This window comes from Aquirufa sp. 5-AUSEE-100C1 (assembly GCF_054558655.1).
In genome coordinates this window covers 7,501-28,495 of record NZ_JBPXKO010000001.1, presented here as the reverse complement: position 1 = coordinate 28,495, position 20,995 = coordinate 7,501, and the positions used below count along the sequence as shown (strand labels likewise).

Genomic DNA, 20,995 nt, shown 5'->3' with positions numbered 1-20,995 from the left:
TATTTTAAAAGGCGAGGAATTGTTTCCTCGCCTTTTTGTATTTTAGTCTTTTGTTCAGCCATAGCATATGATATATCCCAACGAGCCCGTTCAATTAAAATCGACATACATTAGTTTAGACAGTCGGCAAATCTATGAACCCGCTGAAACAGCATTTTTTGCGGTTCGAGGCTTGCATCACGACGGGCATCAATTCGTAGAATCCCTGTATCAAAAAGGTGTTCGAGAATTTATTGTGGAAAAATCAGCTTGGAATGGCCCCTTAGCAGAAAAAGCCCAAAGCTGGCCTAATACTTCTATTTGGATTGTTTCTAATGCGATAAAAACACTGCAACATATTGCACACCTACACCGCATTGCCTTTGGGTTACCCGTGGTAGGAATAACAGGCTCCAACGGAAAAACCACCTGCAAAGAATGGCTATACACCCTAACCAAGAACAAATTTAAAGTTGTCCGAAGCCCGAAAAGCTTTAATTCCCAAATTGGCGTACCCCTCTCCATTTGGGGCATAAAAGCCCATCACAGCCTTGGAATATTCGAAGCTGGAATATCTCAGATGAACGAGATGCAGCGCTTAGAACCTATTGTAAAGCCCGAATTTGGGATATTAACGCATATGGGAGAAGCGCATGGCAAAAACTTCGAGTCTGATGAGGAAAAGCTTCGTGAAAAACTACAACTCTTTAGGCATACCAAGCACTTAATTTACCGAGCAAGTAGCAATACGATTCCGATCGTATCCGAAGAAATAAAAAAAATAAATCCGAATTGTGAGTTAATTAGTTGGAGCACCACAGACCCCAACCAATCGATATTCGTTTATTGGAAGATACAGGGTAAAATTAGCCAACTCAAGTTTCAGAAGCGAAATCAATCGGAAGCTTTTCTTTCGGTGCAATGCCAATTACATGATGAGGCTTCGTTGGAAAACTTAACGCACTGTTTGATACAAGCGCATTTGTTGGGCATGACGCAAGAAGAAATCAATCAAGCTATACCAGGAATCAAATCGATCTCCATGCGCTTGGAGATTAAGGAAGGTTTGCGAAATAACCAATTAATTGACGACTCCTACAACAATGATATCGATGGACTAAAGTTAGCCTTACCCTTATTCAAAAGATATGAGGAGAAAAGCAAAGTATTGATAATCAGTGATTTCATAGATACAGGAATTGAAGAATCCTCTTTATACCAACAAATCGCACAATTAATCGCAAACCAACGAATCGAAAAGATCATTGGTGTAGGAAGCCAAATAGAAAGGAATAAGCACCATTTTAATCAGATAGATAGCTACGCAAGTACTGACTCCCTAATAGAATCTGGAGATCTAAACAATTTAAAAGATTCCATCATTCTATTAAAAGGCGCCAGACGATTCGAATTTGAAAAGATTGTCAATGCACTTGAAACTAAAACACATTGCACTAAGTTGGAAATCAATTTAGACGCTTTACAACACAATCTGGGGCATTACCGCAAAGTGCTTGGGAATCAAACCAAAATCATGGGAATGGTTAAGGCACAAGCCTATGGAGCCGGCGCAGTCGAAATCGCGAAATTATTGCAATCACAAGGTATTGAATACCTAACGGTAGCGTATACAGACGAAGGAGTATTATTGCGAAATAATGGCATATATACACCAATCATGGTAATGAATCCCCAAGTCGAAGAATTCGACAAGATGGTTTCCTATTCATTGGAACCTCAGATATATAATTTCAGCATGCTTAATGCGATAGATGAATACAGCAATCATCAGAATAAAAACATCAAGATCCACATCAAATTAGATACAGGTATGAAACGCTTGGGATTTGAGATGCAAGATATTAATTCCCTAACGGAACAATTAAGCCAAATGCCCCAGTTATGGATCGTCAGTATATTGAGCCATTTAGCAGCCTCGGAAAACCCCAAACACAAAGATTTTACTGAGTTTCAAATCAATCAATTTAATGAAGCTGCAACGGCCATTAGCAATAGCCTAGCTTACCGCCCCTTATGGCATATCGCTAACTCCGCTGCTATCCATAATTACCCCGAAGCAAGGCATGATATGGTCAGATTGGGCATCAGTATGTATGGAATTTCGGGTAATTCGGACGAAAAAAAATCACTTGAAAACGTATTAACCTTAAAAACCTATGTATCTCAAGTTAAAAATGTCAAAAAAGGGGAAACAGTCGGCTATGGAAGAATAGGACAATTTCAAGAAGATGGCAAAATTGCAACACTTGCTATTGGCTATGCCGATGGCTATTGTCGTACCTTAGGAAGCGGCCAAGGACAATTCGAAATTAACGGTGTATTATGCCCGACCGTTGGCAGTATTTGTATGGACATGTGTATGGTAGATGTTAGTCATTTACCCACAATCAAAGAGGGTGATGAAGCTATCGTATTTGGCGGAAAAATACAATTAGGAGCACTAGCCAAATCGGCACAAACGATACCCTATGAAATGATGACAAGCATCTCAACACGCGTAAAAAGAATCTACGTGCGCGACTAAGATAAGCACTAAAAATAACTACATACGAGCTAGCCAGGTGAATGAATCACTTGGCTATTTTTTTTGCATTAAAGCCAATCGGTAAGCTGTAAATCAAAGTAAAAACGAAGCAATAAGCCACTCAAAAGATCTTCTGAACTTATTTACATTTATTAAGCTATTAAGCTAATTATATTTGTGCTTCATGCTAAATAAATAGCTTAATCGCTAAATATTAATTAGTATTATTGCTAAATAATTAGCTGAGCAAACAAATGGTGTCATATATGCTTAAAAGAAGCAATTTTGATAAGTAATTAGAATATATTAAATTAGCTAATTAAGTAATCAATACATGACAATCGAAGCGATAAGTAAGGCTATTGGGGATGAGTCTCGACGTAAGATTATCGAGATGCTGAAAGATGGGGAGTTACCTGCAAGTAGCATTTTTGATCAATTTGACTATGCAGCTCCGACTATTTCGAGGCACTTGTCGGTACTTAAGGAGGCGGGTATTGTCTGTACAAGACGTAACGGCGTCTTCATCTATTACTCCTTGGACAAACAGGTTTTAGCCGAGCTAGCTAACTGGTTAACTCCCCTACTCCCTGCGAGCCAGGCAGCCCCTAAATCACCTCCCAAAGAACGCGTTGTCAGAGCCCCGAAAGTGAAAGCAGAGAACCCATTTGACAAATTTCAAAGTGAGTTTTAAAATTAGAATAATACAATTTATATGAAACGATTTGTGATCATTATTCGTGGACCCGTAGAGGGAATATCAGGAGCTAATAGCCTAGCATCGACGGAAGAATTGGAACAAATTCGTACCTGGCTGAAATCGGTCAAAGAGCAATACCAAGACATGCTTTACCAAAAATTCTCAGGCCAAACGATGTATTTAGGAGCCAGTGGAAAAATTGAACAAAAGATAGTTCAGTTGATCGACGGCGGAGAGATTTCACAAGTCATCACATTGATCATGTCATCCTGGGAGGAAGCGACGCGTGTCGCGGAGAGTTTTCCCTTCCCTAACCCGTTTTACACCATCGAATTACGCGAAATGGCATAAAAATGCCCCATACGTATCGTATGAGGCATTTTAAAGGTAATCGCACGAGAATCGCGTATTTTTTTCTTCCTTATACGTTGATCTCACCTACCATATTCTCAGGGCGTACCCACGCATCAAACTCCTCAGCGGTCAAATATCCCAAGGCAATAGCTGTTTCTTTTAATGTTGAGCCATTTTTATGGGCCGTTTGAGCGATTTCTGCTGCTTTGTAATAACCAATTTTGGTATTCAAGGCAGTCACGAGCATCAACGAATTATTTACGTGTTTGGCAATGTTATCATGCAAAGGTTCGATACCTACAGCACACTTATCATTAAATGCCACACAAACGTCTCCAATTAGGCGAGCTGAATGCAAGAAGTTGTAAATCATCACGGGCTTAAATACGTTTAATTCGAAGTGACCCGATGCACCACCGATATTAATCGCAACGTCATTCCCCAATACTTGCGCTGCCACCATAGTCATCGCCTCGCACTGCGTAGGATTAACTTTCCCTGGCATGATGGATGAGCCTGGTTCGTTATCTGGAATGTAAATCTCTCCAATACCCGAACGCGGACCTGAAGACAACATGCGCACGTCATTACCAATCTTCATTAAGCTAACTGCTACTGTTTTTAAAGCGCCGTGCGCCTCCACAATGGCATCGTGTGCTGCCAAGGCCTCAAACTTGTTTTCAGCCGTTCTAAAGGGCAATCCGGTTAGGTTCGCAATGTGCTTTGCAACGTTTTCTGAATAACCTTTAGGGGTATTAATTCCAGTACCTACAGCTGTCCCTCCTAAAGCCAACTCAGCTAAGTGATCTAAGCAATTATTGATGGCCTTTAAGCCATGGTTTAATTGAGAAACATAGCCTGAAAACTCCTGACCTAAGGTCAAAGGGGTGGCATCCATAAAGTGGGTCCGTCCGATCTTTACGACGTTTTTAAACGCCTTTGCTTTTGCGTCTAGCGTATCTCTTAATTTCGTAATTCCAGGGATTGTTACTTCAATGAGGGCTTGATATGCAGCGATGTGCATGGCCGTTGGGAAGGTATCATTCGATGACTGCGACTTATTTACATCATCGTTCGGATGTACAAACTTCAGCTCATCCATCAAACTACCGCCTTGAAGTACATGCGCGCGGTAAGCAATCACCTCATTGCAATTCATATTCGACTGTGTACCTGAACCCGTTTGCCAAACCACCAAAGGGAATTGATCAGCCAATTGACCCGCTAAAATCTCATCACAAACCTGTGCAATTAAATTTTTCTTCGCCTCTTCCAAAACACCCGCCTCAAAATTGGTGATGGCTGCCGCCTTTTTCAAATAAGCAAACGCACGAATAATTTCCTTCGGCATCTTGTTGATATCCTGAGCAATCGGGAAGTTTTCGATCGAACGCTGCGTCTGCGCGCCCCAATATACATGTGCAGGCACGTTTACCTTACCCATCGTATCTTTTTCAATTCTATATTCCATACGGCTATTTGTGTTATTTTTGTATTCAATTCACAAAAATACCACCAAAAGCAACAAGGTGGGAACATTTTAACTAAAAATTAACATGCTGACGATCTACGGAATTCCTGCCTGCAATACCATGAAAAAAACCTTTGAATTTCTACAAGAAAAAGGTATCCCTTTCGAATTCCATAACTATAAGAAACAAGGTATTAGCCCCAGCATTTTACAAAGCTTTATCGATGAACTCGGAATCGAAAAAGTATTAAACAAACAAGGCTCCACCTATCGCCAATTGGACGAGGCAACAAAGACGAAAATGAACGATCCCCAAGAGGCATTCAAGTTCCTCTTAGAAAAAAATTCGGCGATTAAACGCCCCATCCTTCAAGATGAAAAACGACTAATCGCCGGGTTTAATCCAAATGATTTAGATAAATGGCTAAATACCTAATTAACCTTGATAAAACAGCCATTTAGCGAGTTCCCTCCAGGTCACTTTCTTGCCATACATCAATATTCCCACGCGATAAATGCGGGCGGAAAGCCAACTGCAAGCTAGAAAACCGAGTACCAATAAAGCCATAGAAACCGCCAATTCCCATACAGGAACACCATAAGGTAAACGGACCATCATATTGATCGGCGACGTAAAGGGTATCATCGAAGCCCAAAATGCGATCGTACTATCCGGATCCTGCATCGTATACTGAGCCAATAAAAATGACAGGATAATCGGAATCATAACAATAAAAGTAAACTGCTGCGCCTCGGTGGGGCTCTCCACCGCAGATCCAATCGCCGCAAAAAGCGAGCTGTACAACAAATAACCTACAAAGAAATAGAACAAAAAAGACAGCAAGATCAATGGGATATTGGTACTTTCAAGCACCTTGGTCACCTCCCCCATAGGGGAATCCTGCATCGCTTTATTCATCTCTACGGAGGCATTTCCTTGACTTAGCTCAACAGCCGCTTTCGCTTTCGAAGCATAAAACTTACCTGTGACTTGCGTCAATCCAATCGTTAATACAATCCATAAAACGAATTGTGTCAGCCCCACGAGTCCAACCCCAATAATCTTACCTAACATCAATTGATAAGGCTTTACCGACGAAATAATCACCTCAATGATTCGATTACTCTTTTCTTCAATCACCCCATTCATGACCTGTGATCCATACAACAAAAGAGTCACATAGAGTATTAAGCCCATTACCCCAGCCAAAATCATGGCTCCAGCCGAACTTGAATTCGTCTCATCTCCCGTCTCAGAAATTGTGATGGTTTCACTGTCTACATCCACTTGAGTATCCTCGTAAACCTTCGCTGAAATCCCAGCCTTATACATTAATTCTTGTCGGACCTTATTCTGAATCAATCGCTCTACCGATTCTTTCAATGAAAGCCCTATATTCTTCGAAGAATAAATATGTAGTCCTTTGGGATTCGTTAATACATCGCCCGGCACACTCACAAACGCATCATAGCCTTCGGCGGCAAACTGGGTTTTAAACGCTACTTCCGGTTTAGAAACAAACGTAAATGCCAGCTCCTTGTCCTGCAAATCCGACGCTTTCCACAAATGACTTTGGTCCAAAATGGCTACCTTTTTTACTTCCTTATCCTTCATGGCCAACCAGATCGGAATCGCATAAATGGCAGTTATTAATACGGGGGCTAAAAGAGACGAAATCCAGAAGGATTTTTTCAAAACACGGGTCATGTATTCCCGTTGGATGACTAAAAATATCTTATTCATTAGGCGTTCGTTTCGTTGACAACTTGGATAAAAATTTCATTAAAGGAAGGGATTAACTCCTTGAATTCCAGCAAATTGACCTGGTGCATGATACGAGTAATTGCATCGTTGGTCGACAAGCCTTCTGCAAAGCGTAAAACTGCGCTACCTGCCTCCTTCGACAATACCTCGACTCCATCCAAAGAATCCAATTCGCCACGATAACGAATCGAATACTGGTTCTTTTTATACCGACTTTGAACCTCAGTCTTATTGCCTGAAAGTACCACTTCGGCATGATTGATCAAGGCAATTTCATCGCATAACTCCTCGACGGACTCCATACGATGTGTAGAGAAAAGAACTGTTGTTCCGCGTTCCTTTAAGGCCAAAATCTCATCCTTTAACATATTCGCATTGATCGGATCAAAACCCGAAAACGGCTCATCCAAGATTAATAATTTAGGTTCATGCACCACCGTTGCAATAAATTGCGTCTTTTGCTGCATTCCCTTCGACAAATCATTCACCGGCTTATTCCACCACTCCTTAATGTCCAGACGAATAAACCAATCCTTTAATTTAGCCAATGCCTCCTCTCGTTTCATTCCCTTCAATTGAGCCAAATACAACAACTGCTCACCCACCTTCATTTTCTTGTACAAACCTCGCTCTTCGGGCAAATAACCAATTTGATCGGCATGTTCCAAGCGCAGGGGTTCACCATCAAAATAGATCTCCCCCGCATCCGGTCCGGTGATTTGCGTAATGATCCGAATTAAAGAGGTTTTACCCGCCCCGTTGGGACCCAACAAACCAAAAATAACTCCCTTGGGAATCTCCAAACTAACACCACGTAGGGCAACGTGCTCCGCGTAATGTTTTTCTACCTGTCGTATCGATAATAACATAGGCTGATATATTTCAAAATCAAAGATAAAAAAAAGCGTTCAGCCCAAATGGATATTGGGATGAACGCTTCTTAAAAAGGATGAATGTCCCTTATTTTTTGACCGCTTTCGCTTTCGGCTTGGCAGCACTTTTTGTCGCCGATTTCGCTGGTGCGGGAGCTGCCTCCTTGGCCATCAATTGGGCAACTTTCTTGATCTCCGCAGCTTTTTTCGCTAGCTTTTCTTTCTTTTTCGCTTCCTTCTCTGCTGCTTTTTTCTTTAAATGATCAGCTTTCGCTTTCGCTTTGGCCGCCTCTTTTTCTTGCTCTTGAACCAACTTTACATATTTCTTTGCAATATCTCCAGTAGCTTTCTCTACAGTAGCTAATACCTTTTTTGCGTTTTTCTCAGACAAACCTTTGAGTTTCGGCAAAACGATTGCGACTAATTGGTTTGATAATGTTTTTTTCTGACCGTTCATTATGTAATTGTTAAATTTTTAATAAATCTAGGCAAACAATTGAAAACTAAAAATTTATCTGTGTTAAGTTTTCTGGTAAGCCTAAAAATTTAATATTAAAAAGCTAAAACTGCGATTTGCTAACGTAATCCCAAGCGACTACTCCCATCGTAACTGACACATTCAACGAGTGCTTCGTACCAAACTGAGGAATCTCCAAACTTCCCTCGGCATGGTCGATCCAATAATCATTAACTCCGAAAACCTCATTCCCAAATACAAATGCATAACGCTTGTCCGCTTGCGGAACAAAGTCTTGCAAGGCAATGGATTGATCCACTTGCTCGATGCAATACACCTTATAAGAATGGGATTTCAAATGTTCATAACAAGCTTCGGCCGACTCAAAATAAGTCCAATCAACCGATTCATCTGCCCCCAATGCCGTCTTACTTATTTCCCGGTGGGGAGGCTGTGCTGTTATCCCCACCAAATACACATGCGCACATCGAAATGCATCCGCCGTACGAAATGCAGAACCAATATTATTCATACTGCGAATATCATCCAGCACAAATACATAGCGGAATTTCTCGACCGATTTATAGGACGTAACATCGAGCCGATTTAGCTCATCCAACGATAATTTTTGGGGCATAACTAAACAATCCAGCTAAACGGATAAGCCAATTCGGGCACTTTGACGCGCTCGGCTAATCGCTCCAAACGCGCTGGTAAAGCCATCACATAATCGCGTGCCTTTTCAGCCTGATCATTCAATCCACGTACACTTTCCAAATCCCAATCCTGAATCAAACCACGCATGATCGTTGTATAATCAGCCGTAGTGTAAACACCGATACGTTGAGCCGCATCCGAAAAATGATCAAACAAAGAACTCTTTACACCATTGATTTCCCGCAAGAAATGCGCAGGCATCACAATCTTCTTCTTCATCATGTCGGCAAATGCTAACATCATTTCCGAAGCATCTAATTTAAATATCTCGGAAACAAAAGCCTTGTAGGCCTTTGCATGACGCAATTCATCAGCCGCAATTTGCGCACACATACGCGACAAATTAGAATTACCATGTTGCTTGGCCAATGAAGCCGTTCTACGATGCGAGATATTCGTTGCCCATTCCTGGAACGATGTATACACAAAATTACGGTAGGGATCACCTGTAGTTCCAATATCAAAACCATCCGCAATCAAATACTGCGTCGAAATAGCAACGGCCTTCATGTCCACTTTACCCGATAAATACAGGTAAGTTCCCAACAAATTTCCGTGGCGATTTTCTTCTGCGGTCCAACTGCGAATCCATTTCACCCAGCCATTTTCTTGATCCAAATGATCCACGGTATCCATGCCCAACAACCAAGACTCATACGTAGGCAAGGCCTCTTCGGTGATGGTATCACCGATTAAAACCGCCCAATAATCATAAGGCAATTCATTCGCAGCCTCTTGCAACAATTTCACCTCTTCAAAGAAATTCTCCTTCGTAGAATCTGGAAGCATATCAGCAGGTTGCCAGTTGGAGTCAATCGGATTCAAAAAATCCTTCATATAGCCATCCATATTTTTGGCTAGCTCTGACATAACTTCTAAACGGGTGTGAAATTGAGACATAATTCGATTGGTTAACAAATGAGTTATGAAGATACACAAAAAATCAAGAATTTGGCTGAAAACGCACAAAATCAAGACCTTTATCACCAATTTTTAGCACATAAGCATTTTTATATGCCGGTGCAAACCAATCTCCTAAGTTGTAATAGTTAATCCCCTTGCCCAAATCAAAAGCAATGGGATGATGACGATGACCGAAAACATAAGCTTCAATCAAGCGGTTTTCCCGCTGATCGACCACAAAACGCGCGCGAATCGCCGATAAAATATAATCCGTCGCTGGATCAAAAGGCACCTCACCTGCTTTAATCGTAGAACTCTTTCGAGTACCCGACCAGGCATGTGCTAATCGGACACCTAAATCAGGGTGTAGCCACGCAAACAAGAACTTTGCCAATGGATTCACAAATACCTTTTTCAAGGCCTTGTAACCATAATCCCCAGGTCCCATTCCATCCCCATGACCCATACAAACGCGGGTTGTTTTCCCAGAAAACTGAAACTCAAATTCAGTAGGCTCATAATAGATACTAGCCCCTAACTCCTCAACAAAATAATCTTTCATCCAGAGGTCATGATTCCCAACGAAGATATGTAAACGTACCCCTCGATCAGCTAATTCAGCCAAAGCACCTAGAATTCGAACAAAACCCTTAGGAACTACCTTTTTGTATTCAAACCAAAAATCGAATACATCTCCCAATAAAAAAAGATCATTGATATCTGATTCCACTTGTTTTATCCACTCAATCAGCACAGCCTCCCGAGCACGCGAAGTGGTAGCATCTGGAAATCCCAAATGCATATCCGATAGGCAATAAACGTGTTTCCCTGGGGGAATAATGATTGACTTCATAAATAGCAAAAATGGGGAGGGAACTCCCACCCCATTCGGTTAATCTTCTTTCTTTGGACTACGTTTTCTCGGCGCCGGCTTCTTCTTTTCAACAGGCTCCTCCTTCGCAACAGATGGCTTTTTAGCAGCTCGCTTTTCAGTCTCTGCCAATTCCCGCTCATCCTTTGCATCTTGGCGTTTCTTTTCCGTCTCACCCTTGATAAACTCTTGATAAGAGGTCAATTGCTCAAAGGGTCTCGGCCCTACTAATTCTTCCAAATCATTTTGGAACAACACTTCCTTCTTTAATAATTGCTCCGCCAAAATCGTCAACTTATCCTTTTTCGATGTCAATAATTTCTTCGTACGAGCATAAGCCTCCGCGATGATTTTACGAACTTCCTCATCAATCTCACGCGCCGTAGTCTCCGAATAAGGTTTGCTAAACTGATAATCAGAGCCTTTGGAATCGTAATACGAAATATTGCCCAACTTATCATTCATCCCGTAAACGGTCACCATCGAATAAGCTAATTTGGTAATACGCTCCAAATCATTTTGAGCACCTGTTGATATTTTACCAAACACAATCTCCTCCGCTGCACGGCCCCCTAAGGTTACGCACATCTCATCCATCAACTGCTCGGTACGGTATAAAAACTGCTCTTTCGGTAAGTATTGCGCATACCCTAAAGCCGCTACACCACGAGGCACAATCGAAACCTTAACCAAAGGATTCGCATGCTCCAAGAACCAGCCTGCAATCGCATGACCCGCCTCATGATAAGCAACAATCTTCTTCTCCAATGGGTTGATAATCTTATTCTTCTTCTCCAAACCTCCAATTACACGGTCCATCGCCTCTTGGAAATCATCCATATCCACAGCCGACTTACTACGACGCGCAGCAATCAAGGCAGCCTCATTACATACGTTGGCAATTTCTGCCCCCGCAAATCCTGGAGTTTGTGCTGATAATTCTTTTGGATCAATATCCGCTGCTAATTTTAGCGGCTTCAAGTGAACCTTAAATATCGCTTCCCGACCAATAATATCGGGCTTATCAATCGAAATTTGGCGATCAAAACGACCTGGACGCAATAAAGCCGCGTCCAATACATCCGGACGGTTAGTCGCCGCCATGATAATAATTCCCGAATCCGTCGCAAACCCATCCATTTCAACTAACAGCGAGTTCAACGTATTCTCACGCTCATCATTGGATCCCGGCATTTGACCTCTTCCACGTGAACGACCCACCGCATCAATCTCATCAATGAAGATGATACACGGTGCTTTTTCCTTCGCTTGCTTAAACAAATCACGTACACGCGCCGCACCTACACCCACAAACATCTCCACAAAATCAGAACCTGAAAGCGAGAAGAATGGAACGCCAGCCTCGCCCGCTACCGCTTTCGCTAATAAGGTTTTACCCGTTCCCGGAGGGCCTACTAACAAGGCACCCTTCGGAATTTTACCACCCAAATCAGTGAATTTCTTCGGAAATTTCAAGAACTCGACAATCTCCTGAATCTCTTCCTTAGCCTCATCCAAACCTGCCACATCATCAAACGTGACACGTACTTTGGACTCCCCTTCGATAAGTGTGGCTTTGCTCCGACCAATGTTAAATAATTGGCCACCACCGCCGCCACCGCCGCCCATGCGGAAAAATAAGAAGTAAAAACTCAAGCCCATCAAGATGAAAAAGCCCCATGTTCCTAACCAATCCAATGGCCCAGTACGTGTCTCAGGTGTTGCGAAAATGCGCTCATTACGCGGAAAATCTTTTTGACGCTCCTCTAGAAAATGTTCAAATCCTTCTTTGGAAATGATTGGAAATTCAAAGTGTGGACCTTGATTGACCGACACTAAACCCTGAGGAGATTTTTTAAAATACTTGGATACGAAGGCTGGCTTCAAGCTTACTTCAACCAACTTATCGTTGACAATTACAACAGATTGCACCTCTTTTTGAATCACCATGGACTCAAATTGACGCTGATCAATCGACTGCAAGGTATGTTGTTTCGTAAAGAAAAACATACTCACCATCGCAATGACAAGACCGATGATCATCCAACTTTGCATACCACCTGCCGGCTTTTTCGGCATGCGGGGCTGAATTCCAGAACGTCTTGGGTTTTTACTATTACCTTGTTTTGCCATTAGAATAATTTGTTTGGGCTATTAACACTAAGGATGACTAAAAAAGTTCGAAATAATCAAATTATTCAGCAATGTGGGTAAACTTGGCATCGCCCCATAGTTCCTCCAACTTGAAAAAATCGCGTTTATCTTTCAAAAATACGTGTACAATCACATCGTAATAATCCATCAATATCCACTCTCGGTTTGCTTTTCCTTCCATCGCGTGCACATGAATCTTACCTGACTCCCACACTTCTTTATCTACCGAATCTGCAATCGCTTCAATCTGTGTATCCGAAGTACCTGATGCAACCACAAAAAAATCCGTAAAAGCATTAGCGACACCGCGCATATCCATCACCACGATCTCTTGAGCCTTCTTTTCCTGCATACCCTTCACTACCCACTGTACTAACTCTTCAGATGCATCTTTCGTAGTGGCTTTCTTTGTGCTTTTGCTCATATTGTTTGTTTAAAATCGAATTATCGAACCTTGTTGAAGTCCTAATAACGAATAAAAAATTAAATTTGTTTCTTGTAAACCTAAAATTACAAATAAAAGTTGAACAATTACCAAGCCCCAACCCGCTTCGTCGGCAAAAAAACGAAATATCTAGATTGCTGCGAATCGACTAACCTCCTCGGCTTTCAAGAGGCTCTGAACGGAGACGTCCCTGAGGGATTTGCTTGGATAGCTGGCCAACAAACAGCGGGTAAAGGCCAACGGGGTAATATTTGGCATGCACAAGCCAATCAAAACCTATTGGCTTCCTATTTGCTCAAACCTGACCACGAATTGCTTTCCTCTCAATTTTACCTAAGCAAAGCTGCCGCCATTGGCATTGTTCAAGGCTTACAGCTTTGGGCAACTGAAATTCTAGGAGACAAATTACCCCTCGCCATCAAATGGCCGAACGACATCTACCTCGATGGGCAAAAACTGGGTGGTATCCTCATCGAAAGCAATTTCCAGTCGGGAAAATGGGCATTTAGCATCCTAGGTCTTGGCCTAAACATTAATCAGATAGCGTTCGATGGACTGCGGGCAACCTCGCTTCGAAAATGGATGCAAAACCCGCAATTAATTGACATAAGCTCCATTTTTAATTATGTATCCTTAGGCATTGAAGAAAGCTATCAAGCCTTTATCAATCAATCATTTACGAAGCTTGACACAAACTACCATCAACTCTTATTTCGACTAAATCAATGGCATTTATTTGAAGACAAAAATGGAACATTTGAAGGCAAAATTGTATGCGTCAATGAACAAGGTCTCATCGAAATTGAAAAAAACGATGGTCTCGAAAGCTATGATATCAAAGAATTAAGTTTTATTTTTAAGGATTAACCTCGAAAAAACCTTGATTGAAACTTACCAAAGCAACCTTGAAAACTTCCTTCATTGGGCAGTAAACAGTCCGCAAAATGCTTATTTAAAGCAACCCGTCGGCGGAGTCTACCAAACATACTCTTATCAAGATTCGTTAACGAGTGTCAAAAAGATAGGGTCTTATTTGCATAAGCAACTGTCAGACCAACAACCCAAGCATGTTGGGATTTTATCAAAAAACAGTGCCCATTGGATACTTTCCGACTTAGCTATCGCTTATGCCGGTGCTATTTCCGTTCCTTTTTATGCCACGCTAACTGCCGATCAACTCAATCAAGTTCTAGTCCATTCGGAGTGTCAAATTTTGATTGTTGGGAAACTCGACCAATGGGAGCAAATGAAGGCGGGCATTCCGGACCATGTTCAAATCATTTATACCCCAGATAGCGCTTGCACAACCGGAGTTTCTTGGGAAAGTATTATGAAGGAGCAATCTGATTGCATAGAACCCATCCTCCCTAAAAAGGAAGATCTAGCAACCATCGTATATACCTCTGGAACTACGGGTGTACCGAAAGGTGTCATGATTACCAATGAATCCATTGGCATTGCACTAAACCTCGCTCGAAAAATCGCGCATTTAGACAGACCTAACACACGATTCATTTCGTACTTACCCCTGTGCCATATCGCGGAACGAAACTTCGTCGAATTCGCTAGTACAGCGGCGGGCGGAACCATTCATTTTGTAGAGAGTTTAGACACATTCCAGCGGGATTTAGTTCAAGCGAGACCCAGTCACTTTTTAGCTGTTCCTCGTATTTGGGCGAAATTCCAGGAAGGCATTCTACAAAAAATTGGTGGACAGAAAAAACTTGGTTTATTGCTTTCTATCCCCCTCGTGAGACGATTTATCCAGAAAAAAATTCAAAAAGGACTTGGTTTAGACCAAACTTGCATGGTCATCACGGGGGCAGCCCCAATACCGCAGGAATTGACAGCCTGGTTTCAAACAATTGGCCTGTTTATTCAAGAGGCATACGGCATGACCGAAAACCTGGGATTAAATAGCCTCATGCCACGCGACCAAATCAAACTTGGAACGGTGGGACGAATCCACGAACAATGCACCACCCGGATTGACCCTGAAACGGGTGAAATTCAGATGAAGGCTCATTACAATTGTCTGGGCTATTACAAAAATCCAGAACAAACAGCCGCATTATTCGATGGGCCTTGGTTGAAGACAGGAGATATGGGCCAATTGGACGCAGATAATTACCTCAGCATCGTTGGACGCGTTAAAGACAATTTCAAAACCGCCAAAGGGCAATATGTTTCCCCTGCCCCCATTGAAAATGCCTTGTCCTTACACACCTATGTGGAAGTATCCTGTGTCGTGGGGGTCAATTTACCACAACCTTTGGGATTGATCATTTTAAGCCCAACCGCCAATGATGTCGCGAAAGAAGATCTTGTCGCCGAATTACAAAATCATCTTCAAGCCACAAATCCGCAATTCAAAAGATACGAGTATTTGAAAAAACTCATCATTATGCGGGAGCCGTGGACCGTTGAGAATGCATGCCTAACACCCACACTGAAAATCAGACGGATGGAAATTGAACGATTGGTCGAATCGCGCATCGAATCCTGGTATGAGTCAAAAGAAACAATCATTTTCGAATAAGGTCATTTAAAATTGCCTCCTTTTGCGTATCTTGAACAGATGCGCCACTATTTGATACTTATATTTTTCATTTTGATTACCCAAAGCTTTCAAGGCTTTGGGCAATCGATGCGAGTGGATTCCATCCACTTTCAAGGAAATGAAAAAACGCGCGAAAATATCCTCCGACGGGAGCTCGATTTTCAGGAGCTTGACTCCTTAAAGATTGAGGATCTGAACGAGCGCATCGAATTTAACCGAAGGAAATTGATGAATACGAATCTATTCATCTGGGTAAAAGCCGATTATCACCAGCTGCCCAACGGTAATTTATCCATCCAATATGAGTTCTTGGAACAATGGTATATCCTCGGATTACCGATTATCCAATTGGCCGACCGCAATTTAAACGATTGGTGGTCACGCGGCCATGATTTTGGACGAGTGATGTACGGAGCACATTTCTTACACAATAACTTTATGGGTAGAAATGAAAAACTAATCATAAAGGCTGAAACAGGATTTACGCAAAAGGCTGAAATTAACTACCAAAATCCATACATTGACCCTCAAAAAACGCTCGGCCTAACGATTAACCTGGCTTACAGTACTCAAAAAAACATAGCCTACAAGACCCAAAATGACACCTTGGCTTTCTTAAATTCAGATAAGCTGTTGGGAGAAAAATGGACCGGGGGGATACAATTTAGAAAGCGCTTTCGTTTTTATGATTTCCAAACGATTGACCTGAAATACAATCACTCCATCATTTCAGATACGATTGCCCAATTAAACCCAACTTATTTTGGGGCAGGCAGAACGGAACTCAATTATGCCCAATTAGGCTATGCCTTCTCATATGATTTCCGGGATTTCATCACGTATCCCTTAAGAGGCAGAAAAATTGATGCAAGTTTTACTAAATATGGTTTATTAAAATCGGACCATGTAGATTATTGGGAAGCAATTGCCTCGGCGGCTTTCTTCTTTGACTTAGGCAGTAAATTCTTTTTAGCCTCACAGGCTAAAGTAAAACTGAGTCAAGATGGATTTATCCCCTATGTTAACACACGTGGCCTCGGATATGGAAGTGACTTGGTAAGGGGCTATGAATTAAATGTCATCGATGGAACAAATTTTTTCCTTTGGAGAAATACATTTAAATATCAATTGCTAAATACAATAATTCGCATTCCATTTATCAAGTTTAAACAATTTAATCAAATGCCATTAGCGATTTATCCCACAGCCTTTATGGATTTGGGCTATGTATATAATGCCAATAATGAAGCTCGCAATCGCAGCAATCAGTGGCTTATGGGCTCAGGATTAGGATTTGATTTGGTTACTTATTACAATTTGGTTTGTAAAATAGGATTTCCAGTAACCAATGGAGGAAAAACAGGAATGGTGGTTAGTATAGGACGTGAATTTTAAGCAAAAAAAAACCAGTCACAGACCGGCTTCTTTTTAAAATACCTAACCACTAATAGTCTTAAATATATTTATGCTTAATTCATTAAATTCTCAGATAATTTCAAAAATAAGAATATTTTCATTAACAATGATTCAGGCCTGAGCGAATTTATTTATTTTTGATTTATACGAAAAGGAAGGAAACCATGAAAAGATCCCACAGTTTCATTTATTTATTGGCAGGATGCTTATTATTTAGCGCTTGTACCCAGGAGACAAATTCGTCCGAAAATGCAAAAATAAGTCTATCTCCTGAACAAGTAAAAATTAAAGAAGCCTGGAAATCAAGCCATGATTGGGTAAAACAAATAACTTCCAGCGATACATTAATTATTCGTAATACCCAATGGGGCGTTGCGATCGATGAAATCAATGAGAAGATTGAACTATCGGAATCACAGCCTGAACACGGCAAATCCTATTCTTTGTATTTCGACGATAGCGACTTAAACTTTGTTGATATTTCTTACATCCCCAACAACGACGGCAAGCTCAATGAAATTGATTTGGATATTTATGTGGAGGAAATGCCGCAAGTTGGGCAATTAAGACAAAGCCTCAGCTCCTACTTCGACGTTAAATTCGGCCCATCTGTTTCCAAGGGAACTAAAACCCTTTGGAATCAAAATAAAAATACCCAGGTCGAATTAGAGGATGTAAGCACCTCCAAGGACCCGGGTATCAAAGTAATTTTAAAGTCGAAATCTTAGACTTTCCAAATCCATCCGCGCGTGTCTGCTACCTCACCAAGACGGATTTGATTGATTTCATTGTAAACGCGAACCGAAAAATCTGAATCTTTGCGCTCAGGCAATTCATAATCTTTCCCCTCAAAACCGATGGTCGCTATCGGAGCGATCACCGCCGCAGTTCCGGCACCAAATGCCTCTGTCACTGAACCGTTTTGAATACCCTCAATCAACTCCTTAACGGCTAATTGACGCTCCTGAACCTCGATCCCCCAATCCTTTGCAATTTGCATCACAGATTTACGCGTCACACCATCCAAGATCGTATCGCCCGTGGCAGCAGTTACCAAAGCACCATCAATGACAAACATTAGGTTCATGGTACCCGCTTCCTCGACATACTGATGAGTAGCCGCATCCGTCCAGATAATTTGATCATAACCATCCTTGATTGCATTTTGTGTAGGGAACAAAGAACCGCCATAATTTCCGGCATTTTTTGCAAAACCTACCCCCCCTTTAGCAGCACGAATATATTCCGTTTCGACGCGGACACGCAAGGGCTTGGAATAATATGACCCTACTGGGCAATTAAAGATGATAAATTTATAGGTTGTAGAGGGTGTAACGCCTACATACTCATCCGTTGCAAACATGAAAGGACGTATGTAGAGTGAGCAACCTTCTTTGTTAGGCACCCACGCCTGATCTAGCTTTAATAATTCACGTAAGCCCCCCAAGAAAATCTCCTCCGGCACCTCTGGCATGCACATGCGCGTAGCTGATTTATTGAAGCGCTTCAAATTCTCTTGTGGACGAAATACCTGAATATCTCCATCTTTGGAACGATACCCTTTCATCCCCTCAAAAATTGCTTGACCATAATGCAAAGACATCATAGCGGGCTGATATTCCAAAGGTCCGTAGGGTTGAATTGTTACCGACTGCCATGCACCATCGGCGTATTCAGCCACAAGCATATGGTCTGCAAAACTGCGACCAAAGGCAAGGGTATCAAAATTTACTTGATCAATTCGAGATTGAGCGACAGGTTGAATGTGGATTTGCATAATAATTAATTTATTTTCCTGAATTCCATGGAATTTCAGGGATACCTAGGCTATGGTGCAAATAGCGACACACCATAAATAAGTAATCAGATAATCGATTCAAATAAGCCATTGCAATTTCATAATCCGTATGTTCAGTGGCTTGTACCCAACGAATGAGGCTTCGTTCGGCTCGCCGACAAACAGTCCGAGTGATTTGAGCAATTGCAATGGTTGGGTGTCCACCCGGAAGTATAAAAAAGCGCATCGGAGCTAATTGAGCATCCATGGAGTCAATATTTTCCTCCAAAGCCACGATGTCATTTAATGAGATCAATTCCATGTTACCAAGAGCTTGCTTTGAGTCACTTGCTACATGCGCACCCAAAACAAATAAGCTGCTTTGTATGGCTTGTAATTTGGAAGCTAAATCTTCATTGACATGACAAATTAACAATCCGATGTGTGAATTTAATTCATCAATATCTCCAATCGCCTCCAAACGAAAATCGGATTTTGACAATCCAATTCCATCTGCCAAACGAGTAAAGCCCTTATCACCTTGTTTTGTGTAGATCTTCATATTTACAAAAATAGTTTTTTCGGCCTTGAATCCAAAGAAAAGCATCCATTAATCAAATTCCATTAAAGATTAGGCACTTCGGCGTGTATGAACTAATTTTGGGGACATTTTGAATCCTATGTCGATAGATTATTTCGTTTCGCGTGTTTGGCGCATCGTTTCCATGGTAGCCTTTGGCATCACCTTGTTATTCGTTTATCGTGGATTACCGGATCCAGCTGCCGTTCATTTCGGCGAAACAGGCCGTGGTGATGGTTTTTTACCGAAAGAAGAGATTTTCTATTTGACGGCGGGAATCGTCACAATCCTAAATGTCCTTGCACTCTTGTTGATAAAAAGTGTAGATAATGTGTCAGCGCAGGTTTGGGGGAATTTTTTTGAGGTATTTGCCGACAAGGGTGAAGATACAATCAAAAAGACCCTAATTAACTGGCTGCATTTTTTACCGGCGTTGATCAACAGTTTTTTAATTATTGTATTTAGGGTTTTGTTGTTGTTAAATGATCAACGAACCTACAATGAGGATTACACTTATGTACCCAAATTAGGCATTGTGTTACTTTTAGTATGGTTACTATATTTCCCAATTCGTTTAATTTTATCGCCTAAGTTTATTTCAGAAGAATCATGATACACCGCATGCCGGATATTTCCATTCAGGCGTTTGATTATCATTTACCCGATTCCCAAATTGCATTTTTCCCGAGCGAAGAACGCGACGGATCTAAGTTGTTCGTGCACAATCAAGGAATCAATCAACATCATGCCTTTCGAGAATTACCCGAATTAGTCCCCAATGATAGCATGTTCGTATTTAATAATACGAAAGTAATTCCCGCTCGAATTCAATTGCAAAAATCATCTGGAACCACGATTGAAATATTTCTCTTGAAACCTTTATTGGACAATGTTCCCACGCAACAAATGATGGAGCAGACGGGCGAGGTCATCTGGGAAAGTCTAATCGGCAACAAAAAACGTTGGAAAGCGGATGAAACGCTTGAGAAATCATTAAATATAGATGGTAACAATGTCCTTTTAAGCATTCAATGGTTTGATCGAGAAGAAAACAAAGTAAAAATTACCTGGAATAGCGCGCATTCTTTTGCGGCTATTTTAACGGAAATTGGAAAAATTCCATTGCCACCTTATATGGAAAGAGATTCGGAATTATCGGATCAGGATCGTTACCAAACGGTTTTTTCCAAGGAGCTTGGGGCGGTCGCCGCACCCACGGCGAGCTTACACTTCACTTCGGAAATCCTTTCAAGATTAGAAAAACAAGGAAAAAAATCCTGCTATTTGACACTTCATGTGGGTGCGGGCACCTTTTTGCCTGTCAAGGAAGATGAGGTACGCAATCACCCAATGCATAGGGAACAATTAATTTTTGAGAGGGAATTGATTACCCAGTTGATGCAACATCAAGGAGCCTTTATTCCGGTAG

The 20,995-nt window shown here is 41.5% G+C and carries 21 protein-coding genes (1 of these 21 cut by a window edge); 10 read left to right on the top strand and 11 right to left on the bottom strand.

The genetic code is table 11. The features are described 5' to 3' along the window. Nucleotides 1–67 precede the first annotated feature (67 nt). The 3 genes from ACMH5P_RS00135 (at nt 68) to ACMH5P_RS00125 (ending at nt 3,575) form a co-directional block, all read left to right on the top strand. Nucleotides 68–2,524, top strand: a complete 2,457-nt coding sequence (locus ACMH5P_RS00135; protein WP_459492269.1) for a bifunctional UDP-N-acetylmuramoyl-tripeptide:D-alanyl-D-alanine ligase/alanine racemase — start codon at nt 68–70, stop codon at nt 2,522–2,524. A 334-nt stretch (nt 2,525–2,858) separates the two neighbouring features. Beyond that, nucleotides 2,859–3,218 (top strand): metalloregulator ArsR/SmtB family transcription factor, encoded by a 360-nt coding sequence (locus ACMH5P_RS00130; RefSeq protein ID WP_459492268.1) that lies wholly within the window; start codon nt 2,859–2,861, stop codon nt 3,216–3,218. 21 nt (nt 3,219–3,239) lie between these two features. Then, nucleotides 3,240–3,575 (top strand): hypothetical protein, encoded by a 336-nt coding sequence (locus tag ACMH5P_RS00125; protein WP_459492266.1) that lies wholly within the window; start codon nt 3,240–3,242, stop codon nt 3,573–3,575. Nucleotides 3,576–3,645: 70 nt separating this feature from the next. On the opposite strand, the gene fumC is transcribed toward ACMH5P_RS00125, so the two are convergent. Then, the gene (gene fumC / locus ACMH5P_RS00120; protein ID WP_459492265.1) at nt 3,646–5,049 is read right to left on the bottom strand and encodes a class II fumarate hydratase; all 1,404 of its coding nucleotides are present in this window, start codon (nt 5,047–5,049) and stop codon (nt 3,646–3,648) included. Nucleotides 5,050–5,134: 85 nt separating this feature from the next. On the opposite strand from fumC, the gene ACMH5P_RS00115 reads away from it, so the two are divergent. Continuing rightward, nucleotides 5,135–5,485 carry an arsenate reductase family protein gene (locus tag ACMH5P_RS00115; RefSeq protein WP_459492264.1) on the top strand — a complete coding sequence of 117 codons (351 nt, stop codon included), beginning with the start codon at nt 5,135–5,137 and terminating at the stop codon, nt 5,483–5,485. Here ACMH5P_RS00115 and ACMH5P_RS00110 read toward each other — a convergent pair whose 3' ends face one another. The 8 genes from ACMH5P_RS00110 to rsfS form a co-directional block, all read right to left on the bottom strand. Next, the gene (locus ACMH5P_RS00110; RefSeq protein WP_459492263.1) at nt 5,486–6,793 is read right to left on the bottom strand and encodes an ABC transporter permease; all 1,308 of its coding nucleotides are present in this window, start codon (nt 6,791–6,793) and stop codon (nt 5,486–5,488) included. It lies immediately after the preceding gene. Further along, entirely contained in the window at nt 6,793–7,683 is an 891-nt protein-coding gene (locus ACMH5P_RS00105) for an ABC transporter ATP-binding protein (protein WP_459492262.1), read from the bottom strand. Before ACMH5P_RS00105 ends, ACMH5P_RS00110 begins: the two co-directional genes overlap by 1 nt. A gap of 91 nt (nt 7,684–7,774) precedes the next feature. Continuing rightward, on the bottom strand, nt 7,775–8,143 hold the full coding sequence (locus ACMH5P_RS00100; RefSeq protein ID WP_459492261.1) for a hypothetical protein: 369 nt from the start codon (nt 8,141–8,143) through the stop codon (nt 7,775–7,777). Nucleotides 8,144–8,246: 103 nt separating this feature from the next. After that, nucleotides 8,247–8,780 (bottom strand): TrmH family RNA methyltransferase, encoded by a 534-nt coding sequence (locus ACMH5P_RS00095; protein WP_459492260.1) that lies wholly within the window; start codon nt 8,778–8,780, stop codon nt 8,247–8,249. Nucleotides 8,781–8,782: 2 nt separating this feature from the next. Further along, on the bottom strand, nt 8,783–9,760 hold the full coding sequence (locus ACMH5P_RS00090) for an acyl-ACP desaturase (protein WP_459492259.1): 978 nt from the start codon (nt 9,758–9,760) through the stop codon (nt 8,783–8,785). 43 nt (nt 9,761–9,803) lie between these two features. Continuing rightward, nucleotides 9,804–10,616 carry a UDP-2,3-diacylglucosamine diphosphatase gene (locus tag ACMH5P_RS00085; RefSeq protein WP_459492258.1) on the bottom strand — a complete coding sequence of 271 codons (813 nt, stop codon included), beginning with the start codon at nt 10,614–10,616 and terminating at the stop codon, nt 9,804–9,806. A 39-nt stretch (nt 10,617–10,655) separates the two neighbouring features. Beyond that, the gene (ftsH, locus tag ACMH5P_RS00080; protein ID WP_459492257.1) at nt 10,656–12,767 is read right to left on the bottom strand and encodes an ATP-dependent zinc metalloprotease FtsH; all 2,112 of its coding nucleotides are present in this window, start codon (nt 12,765–12,767) and stop codon (nt 10,656–10,658) included. Nucleotides 12,768–12,828: 61 nt separating this feature from the next. Continuing rightward, complete coding sequence (gene rsfS, locus ACMH5P_RS00075; protein WP_459492256.1) at nt 12,829–13,212, bottom strand: ribosome silencing factor; 384 nt, start codon at nt 13,210–13,212, stop codon at nt 12,829–12,831. A gap of 99 nt (nt 13,213–13,311) precedes the next feature. On the opposite strand from rsfS, the gene ACMH5P_RS00070 reads away from it, so the two are divergent. The 4 genes from ACMH5P_RS00070 (at nt 13,312) to ACMH5P_RS00055 (ending at nt 17,937) form a co-directional block, all read left to right on the top strand. Beyond that, nucleotides 13,312–14,100, top strand: coding sequence for a biotin--[acetyl-CoA-carboxylase] ligase (locus tag ACMH5P_RS00070; RefSeq protein ID WP_459492255.1), 789 nt, complete (start codon nt 13,312–13,314; stop codon nt 14,098–14,100). 13 nt (nt 14,101–14,113) lie between these two features. After that, a complete protein-coding gene (locus ACMH5P_RS00065) occupies nt 14,114–15,772 on the top strand; it encodes an AMP-binding protein (protein ID WP_459492254.1) in 1,659 nt (552 codons plus the stop codon). Nucleotides 15,773–15,811: 39 nt separating this feature from the next. Then, on the top strand, nt 15,812–17,188 hold the full coding sequence (locus tag ACMH5P_RS00060) for a BamA/TamA family outer membrane protein (RefSeq protein ID WP_459492253.1): 1,377 nt from the start codon (nt 15,812–15,814) through the stop codon (nt 17,186–17,188). A 185-nt stretch (nt 17,189–17,373) separates the two neighbouring features. Beyond that, nucleotides 17,374–17,937: a hypothetical protein gene (locus tag ACMH5P_RS00055; RefSeq protein ID WP_459492252.1), complete on the top strand. Its 564-nt coding sequence runs from the start codon at nt 17,374–17,376 to the stop codon at nt 17,935–17,937. Here ACMH5P_RS00055 and ACMH5P_RS00050 read toward each other — a convergent pair. Both ACMH5P_RS00050 and ACMH5P_RS00045 read right to left on the bottom strand, forming a co-directional pair. Beyond that, nucleotides 17,934–18,986 carry a branched-chain amino acid aminotransferase gene (locus ACMH5P_RS00050; protein WP_459492251.1) on the bottom strand — a complete coding sequence of 351 codons (1,053 nt, stop codon included), beginning with the start codon at nt 18,984–18,986 and terminating at the stop codon, nt 17,934–17,936. The genes ACMH5P_RS00055 and ACMH5P_RS00050 overlap by 4 nt on opposite strands. Before the next feature lie 10 nt (nt 18,987–18,996). Further along, complete coding sequence (locus tag ACMH5P_RS00045; RefSeq protein WP_459492250.1) at nt 18,997–19,548, bottom strand: cob(I)yrinic acid a,c-diamide adenosyltransferase; 552 nt, start codon at nt 19,546–19,548, stop codon at nt 18,997–18,999. A gap of 118 nt (nt 19,549–19,666) precedes the next feature. Between ACMH5P_RS00045 and ACMH5P_RS00040 the strand changes: the two genes are divergently transcribed. Beyond that, on the top strand, nt 19,667–20,179 hold the full coding sequence (locus ACMH5P_RS00040) for a hypothetical protein (RefSeq protein ID WP_459492249.1): 513 nt from the start codon (nt 19,667–19,669) through the stop codon (nt 20,177–20,179). Further along, nucleotides 20,176–20,995, top strand: the 5' portion of a protein-coding gene (locus ACMH5P_RS00035; RefSeq protein ID WP_459492248.1) for an S-adenosylmethionine:tRNA ribosyltransferase-isomerase. It continues 407 nt past the right edge of the window; the window shows 820 of its 1,227 coding nt (coding positions 1–820); it begins with the start codon at nt 20,176–20,178; its stop codon lies beyond the right edge, outside the window. Before ACMH5P_RS00040 ends, ACMH5P_RS00035 begins: the two co-directional genes overlap by 4 nt.

What these genes read in the sequence shown, in the direction of transcription:
- ACMH5P_RS00135 (WP_459492269.1), top strand. Translation starts at nt 68, where the DNA reads ATGATATATCCCAACGAGCCCGTTCAATTAAAATCGACATACATTAGT.
- ACMH5P_RS00130 (WP_459492268.1), top strand. Translation starts at nt 2,859, where the DNA reads ATGACAATCGAAGCGATAAGTAAGGCTATTGGGGATGAGTCTCGACGT.
- ACMH5P_RS00125 (WP_459492266.1), top strand. Translation starts at nt 3,240, where the DNA reads ATGAAACGATTTGTGATCATTATTCGTGGACCCGTAGAGGGAATATCA.
- fumC (WP_459492265.1), bottom strand. Translation starts at nt 5,049, where the DNA reads ATGGAATATAGAATTGAAAAAGATACGATGGGTAAGGTAAACGTGCCT.
- ACMH5P_RS00115 (WP_459492264.1), top strand. Translation starts at nt 5,135, where the DNA reads ATGCTGACGATCTACGGAATTCCTGCCTGCAATACCATGAAAAAAACC.
- ACMH5P_RS00110 (WP_459492263.1), bottom strand. Translation starts at nt 6,793, where the DNA reads ATGAATAAGATATTTTTAGTCATCCAACGGGAATACATGACCCGTGTT.
- ACMH5P_RS00105 (WP_459492262.1), bottom strand. Translation starts at nt 7,683, where the DNA reads ATGTTATTATCGATACGACAGGTAGAAAAACATTACGCGGAGCACGTT.
- ACMH5P_RS00100 (WP_459492261.1), bottom strand. Translation starts at nt 8,143, where the DNA reads ATGAACGGTCAGAAAAAAACATTATCAAACCAATTAGTCGCAATCGTT.
- ACMH5P_RS00095 (WP_459492260.1), bottom strand. Translation starts at nt 8,780, where the DNA reads ATGCCCCAAAAATTATCGTTGGATGAGCTAAATCGGCTCGATGTTACG.
- ACMH5P_RS00090 (WP_459492259.1), bottom strand. Translation starts at nt 9,760, where the DNA reads ATGTCTCAATTTCACACCCGTTTAGAAGTTATGTCAGAGCTAGCCAAA.
- ACMH5P_RS00085 (WP_459492258.1), bottom strand. Translation starts at nt 10,616, where the DNA reads ATGAAGTCAATCATTATTCCCCCAGGGAAACACGTTTATTGCCTATCG.
- ftsH (WP_459492257.1), bottom strand. Translation starts at nt 12,767, where the DNA reads ATGGCAAAACAAGGTAATAGTAAAAACCCAAGACGTTCTGGAATTCAG.
- rsfS (WP_459492256.1), bottom strand. Translation starts at nt 13,212, where the DNA reads ATGAGCAAAAGCACAAAGAAAGCCACTACGAAAGATGCATCTGAAGAG.
- ACMH5P_RS00060 (WP_459492253.1), top strand. Translation starts at nt 15,812, where the DNA reads ATGCGCCACTATTTGATACTTATATTTTTCATTTTGATTACCCAAAGC.
- ACMH5P_RS00055 (WP_459492252.1), top strand. Translation starts at nt 17,374, where the DNA reads ATGAAAAGATCCCACAGTTTCATTTATTTATTGGCAGGATGCTTATTA.
- ACMH5P_RS00050 (WP_459492251.1), bottom strand. Translation starts at nt 18,986, where the DNA reads ATGCAAATCCACATTCAACCTGTCGCTCAATCTCGAATTGATCAAGTA.
- ACMH5P_RS00045 (WP_459492250.1), bottom strand. Translation starts at nt 19,548, where the DNA reads ATGAAGATCTACACAAAACAAGGTGATAAGGGCTTTACTCGTTTGGCA.
- ACMH5P_RS00040 (WP_459492249.1), top strand. Translation starts at nt 19,667, where the DNA reads ATGTCGATAGATTATTTCGTTTCGCGTGTTTGGCGCATCGTTTCCATG.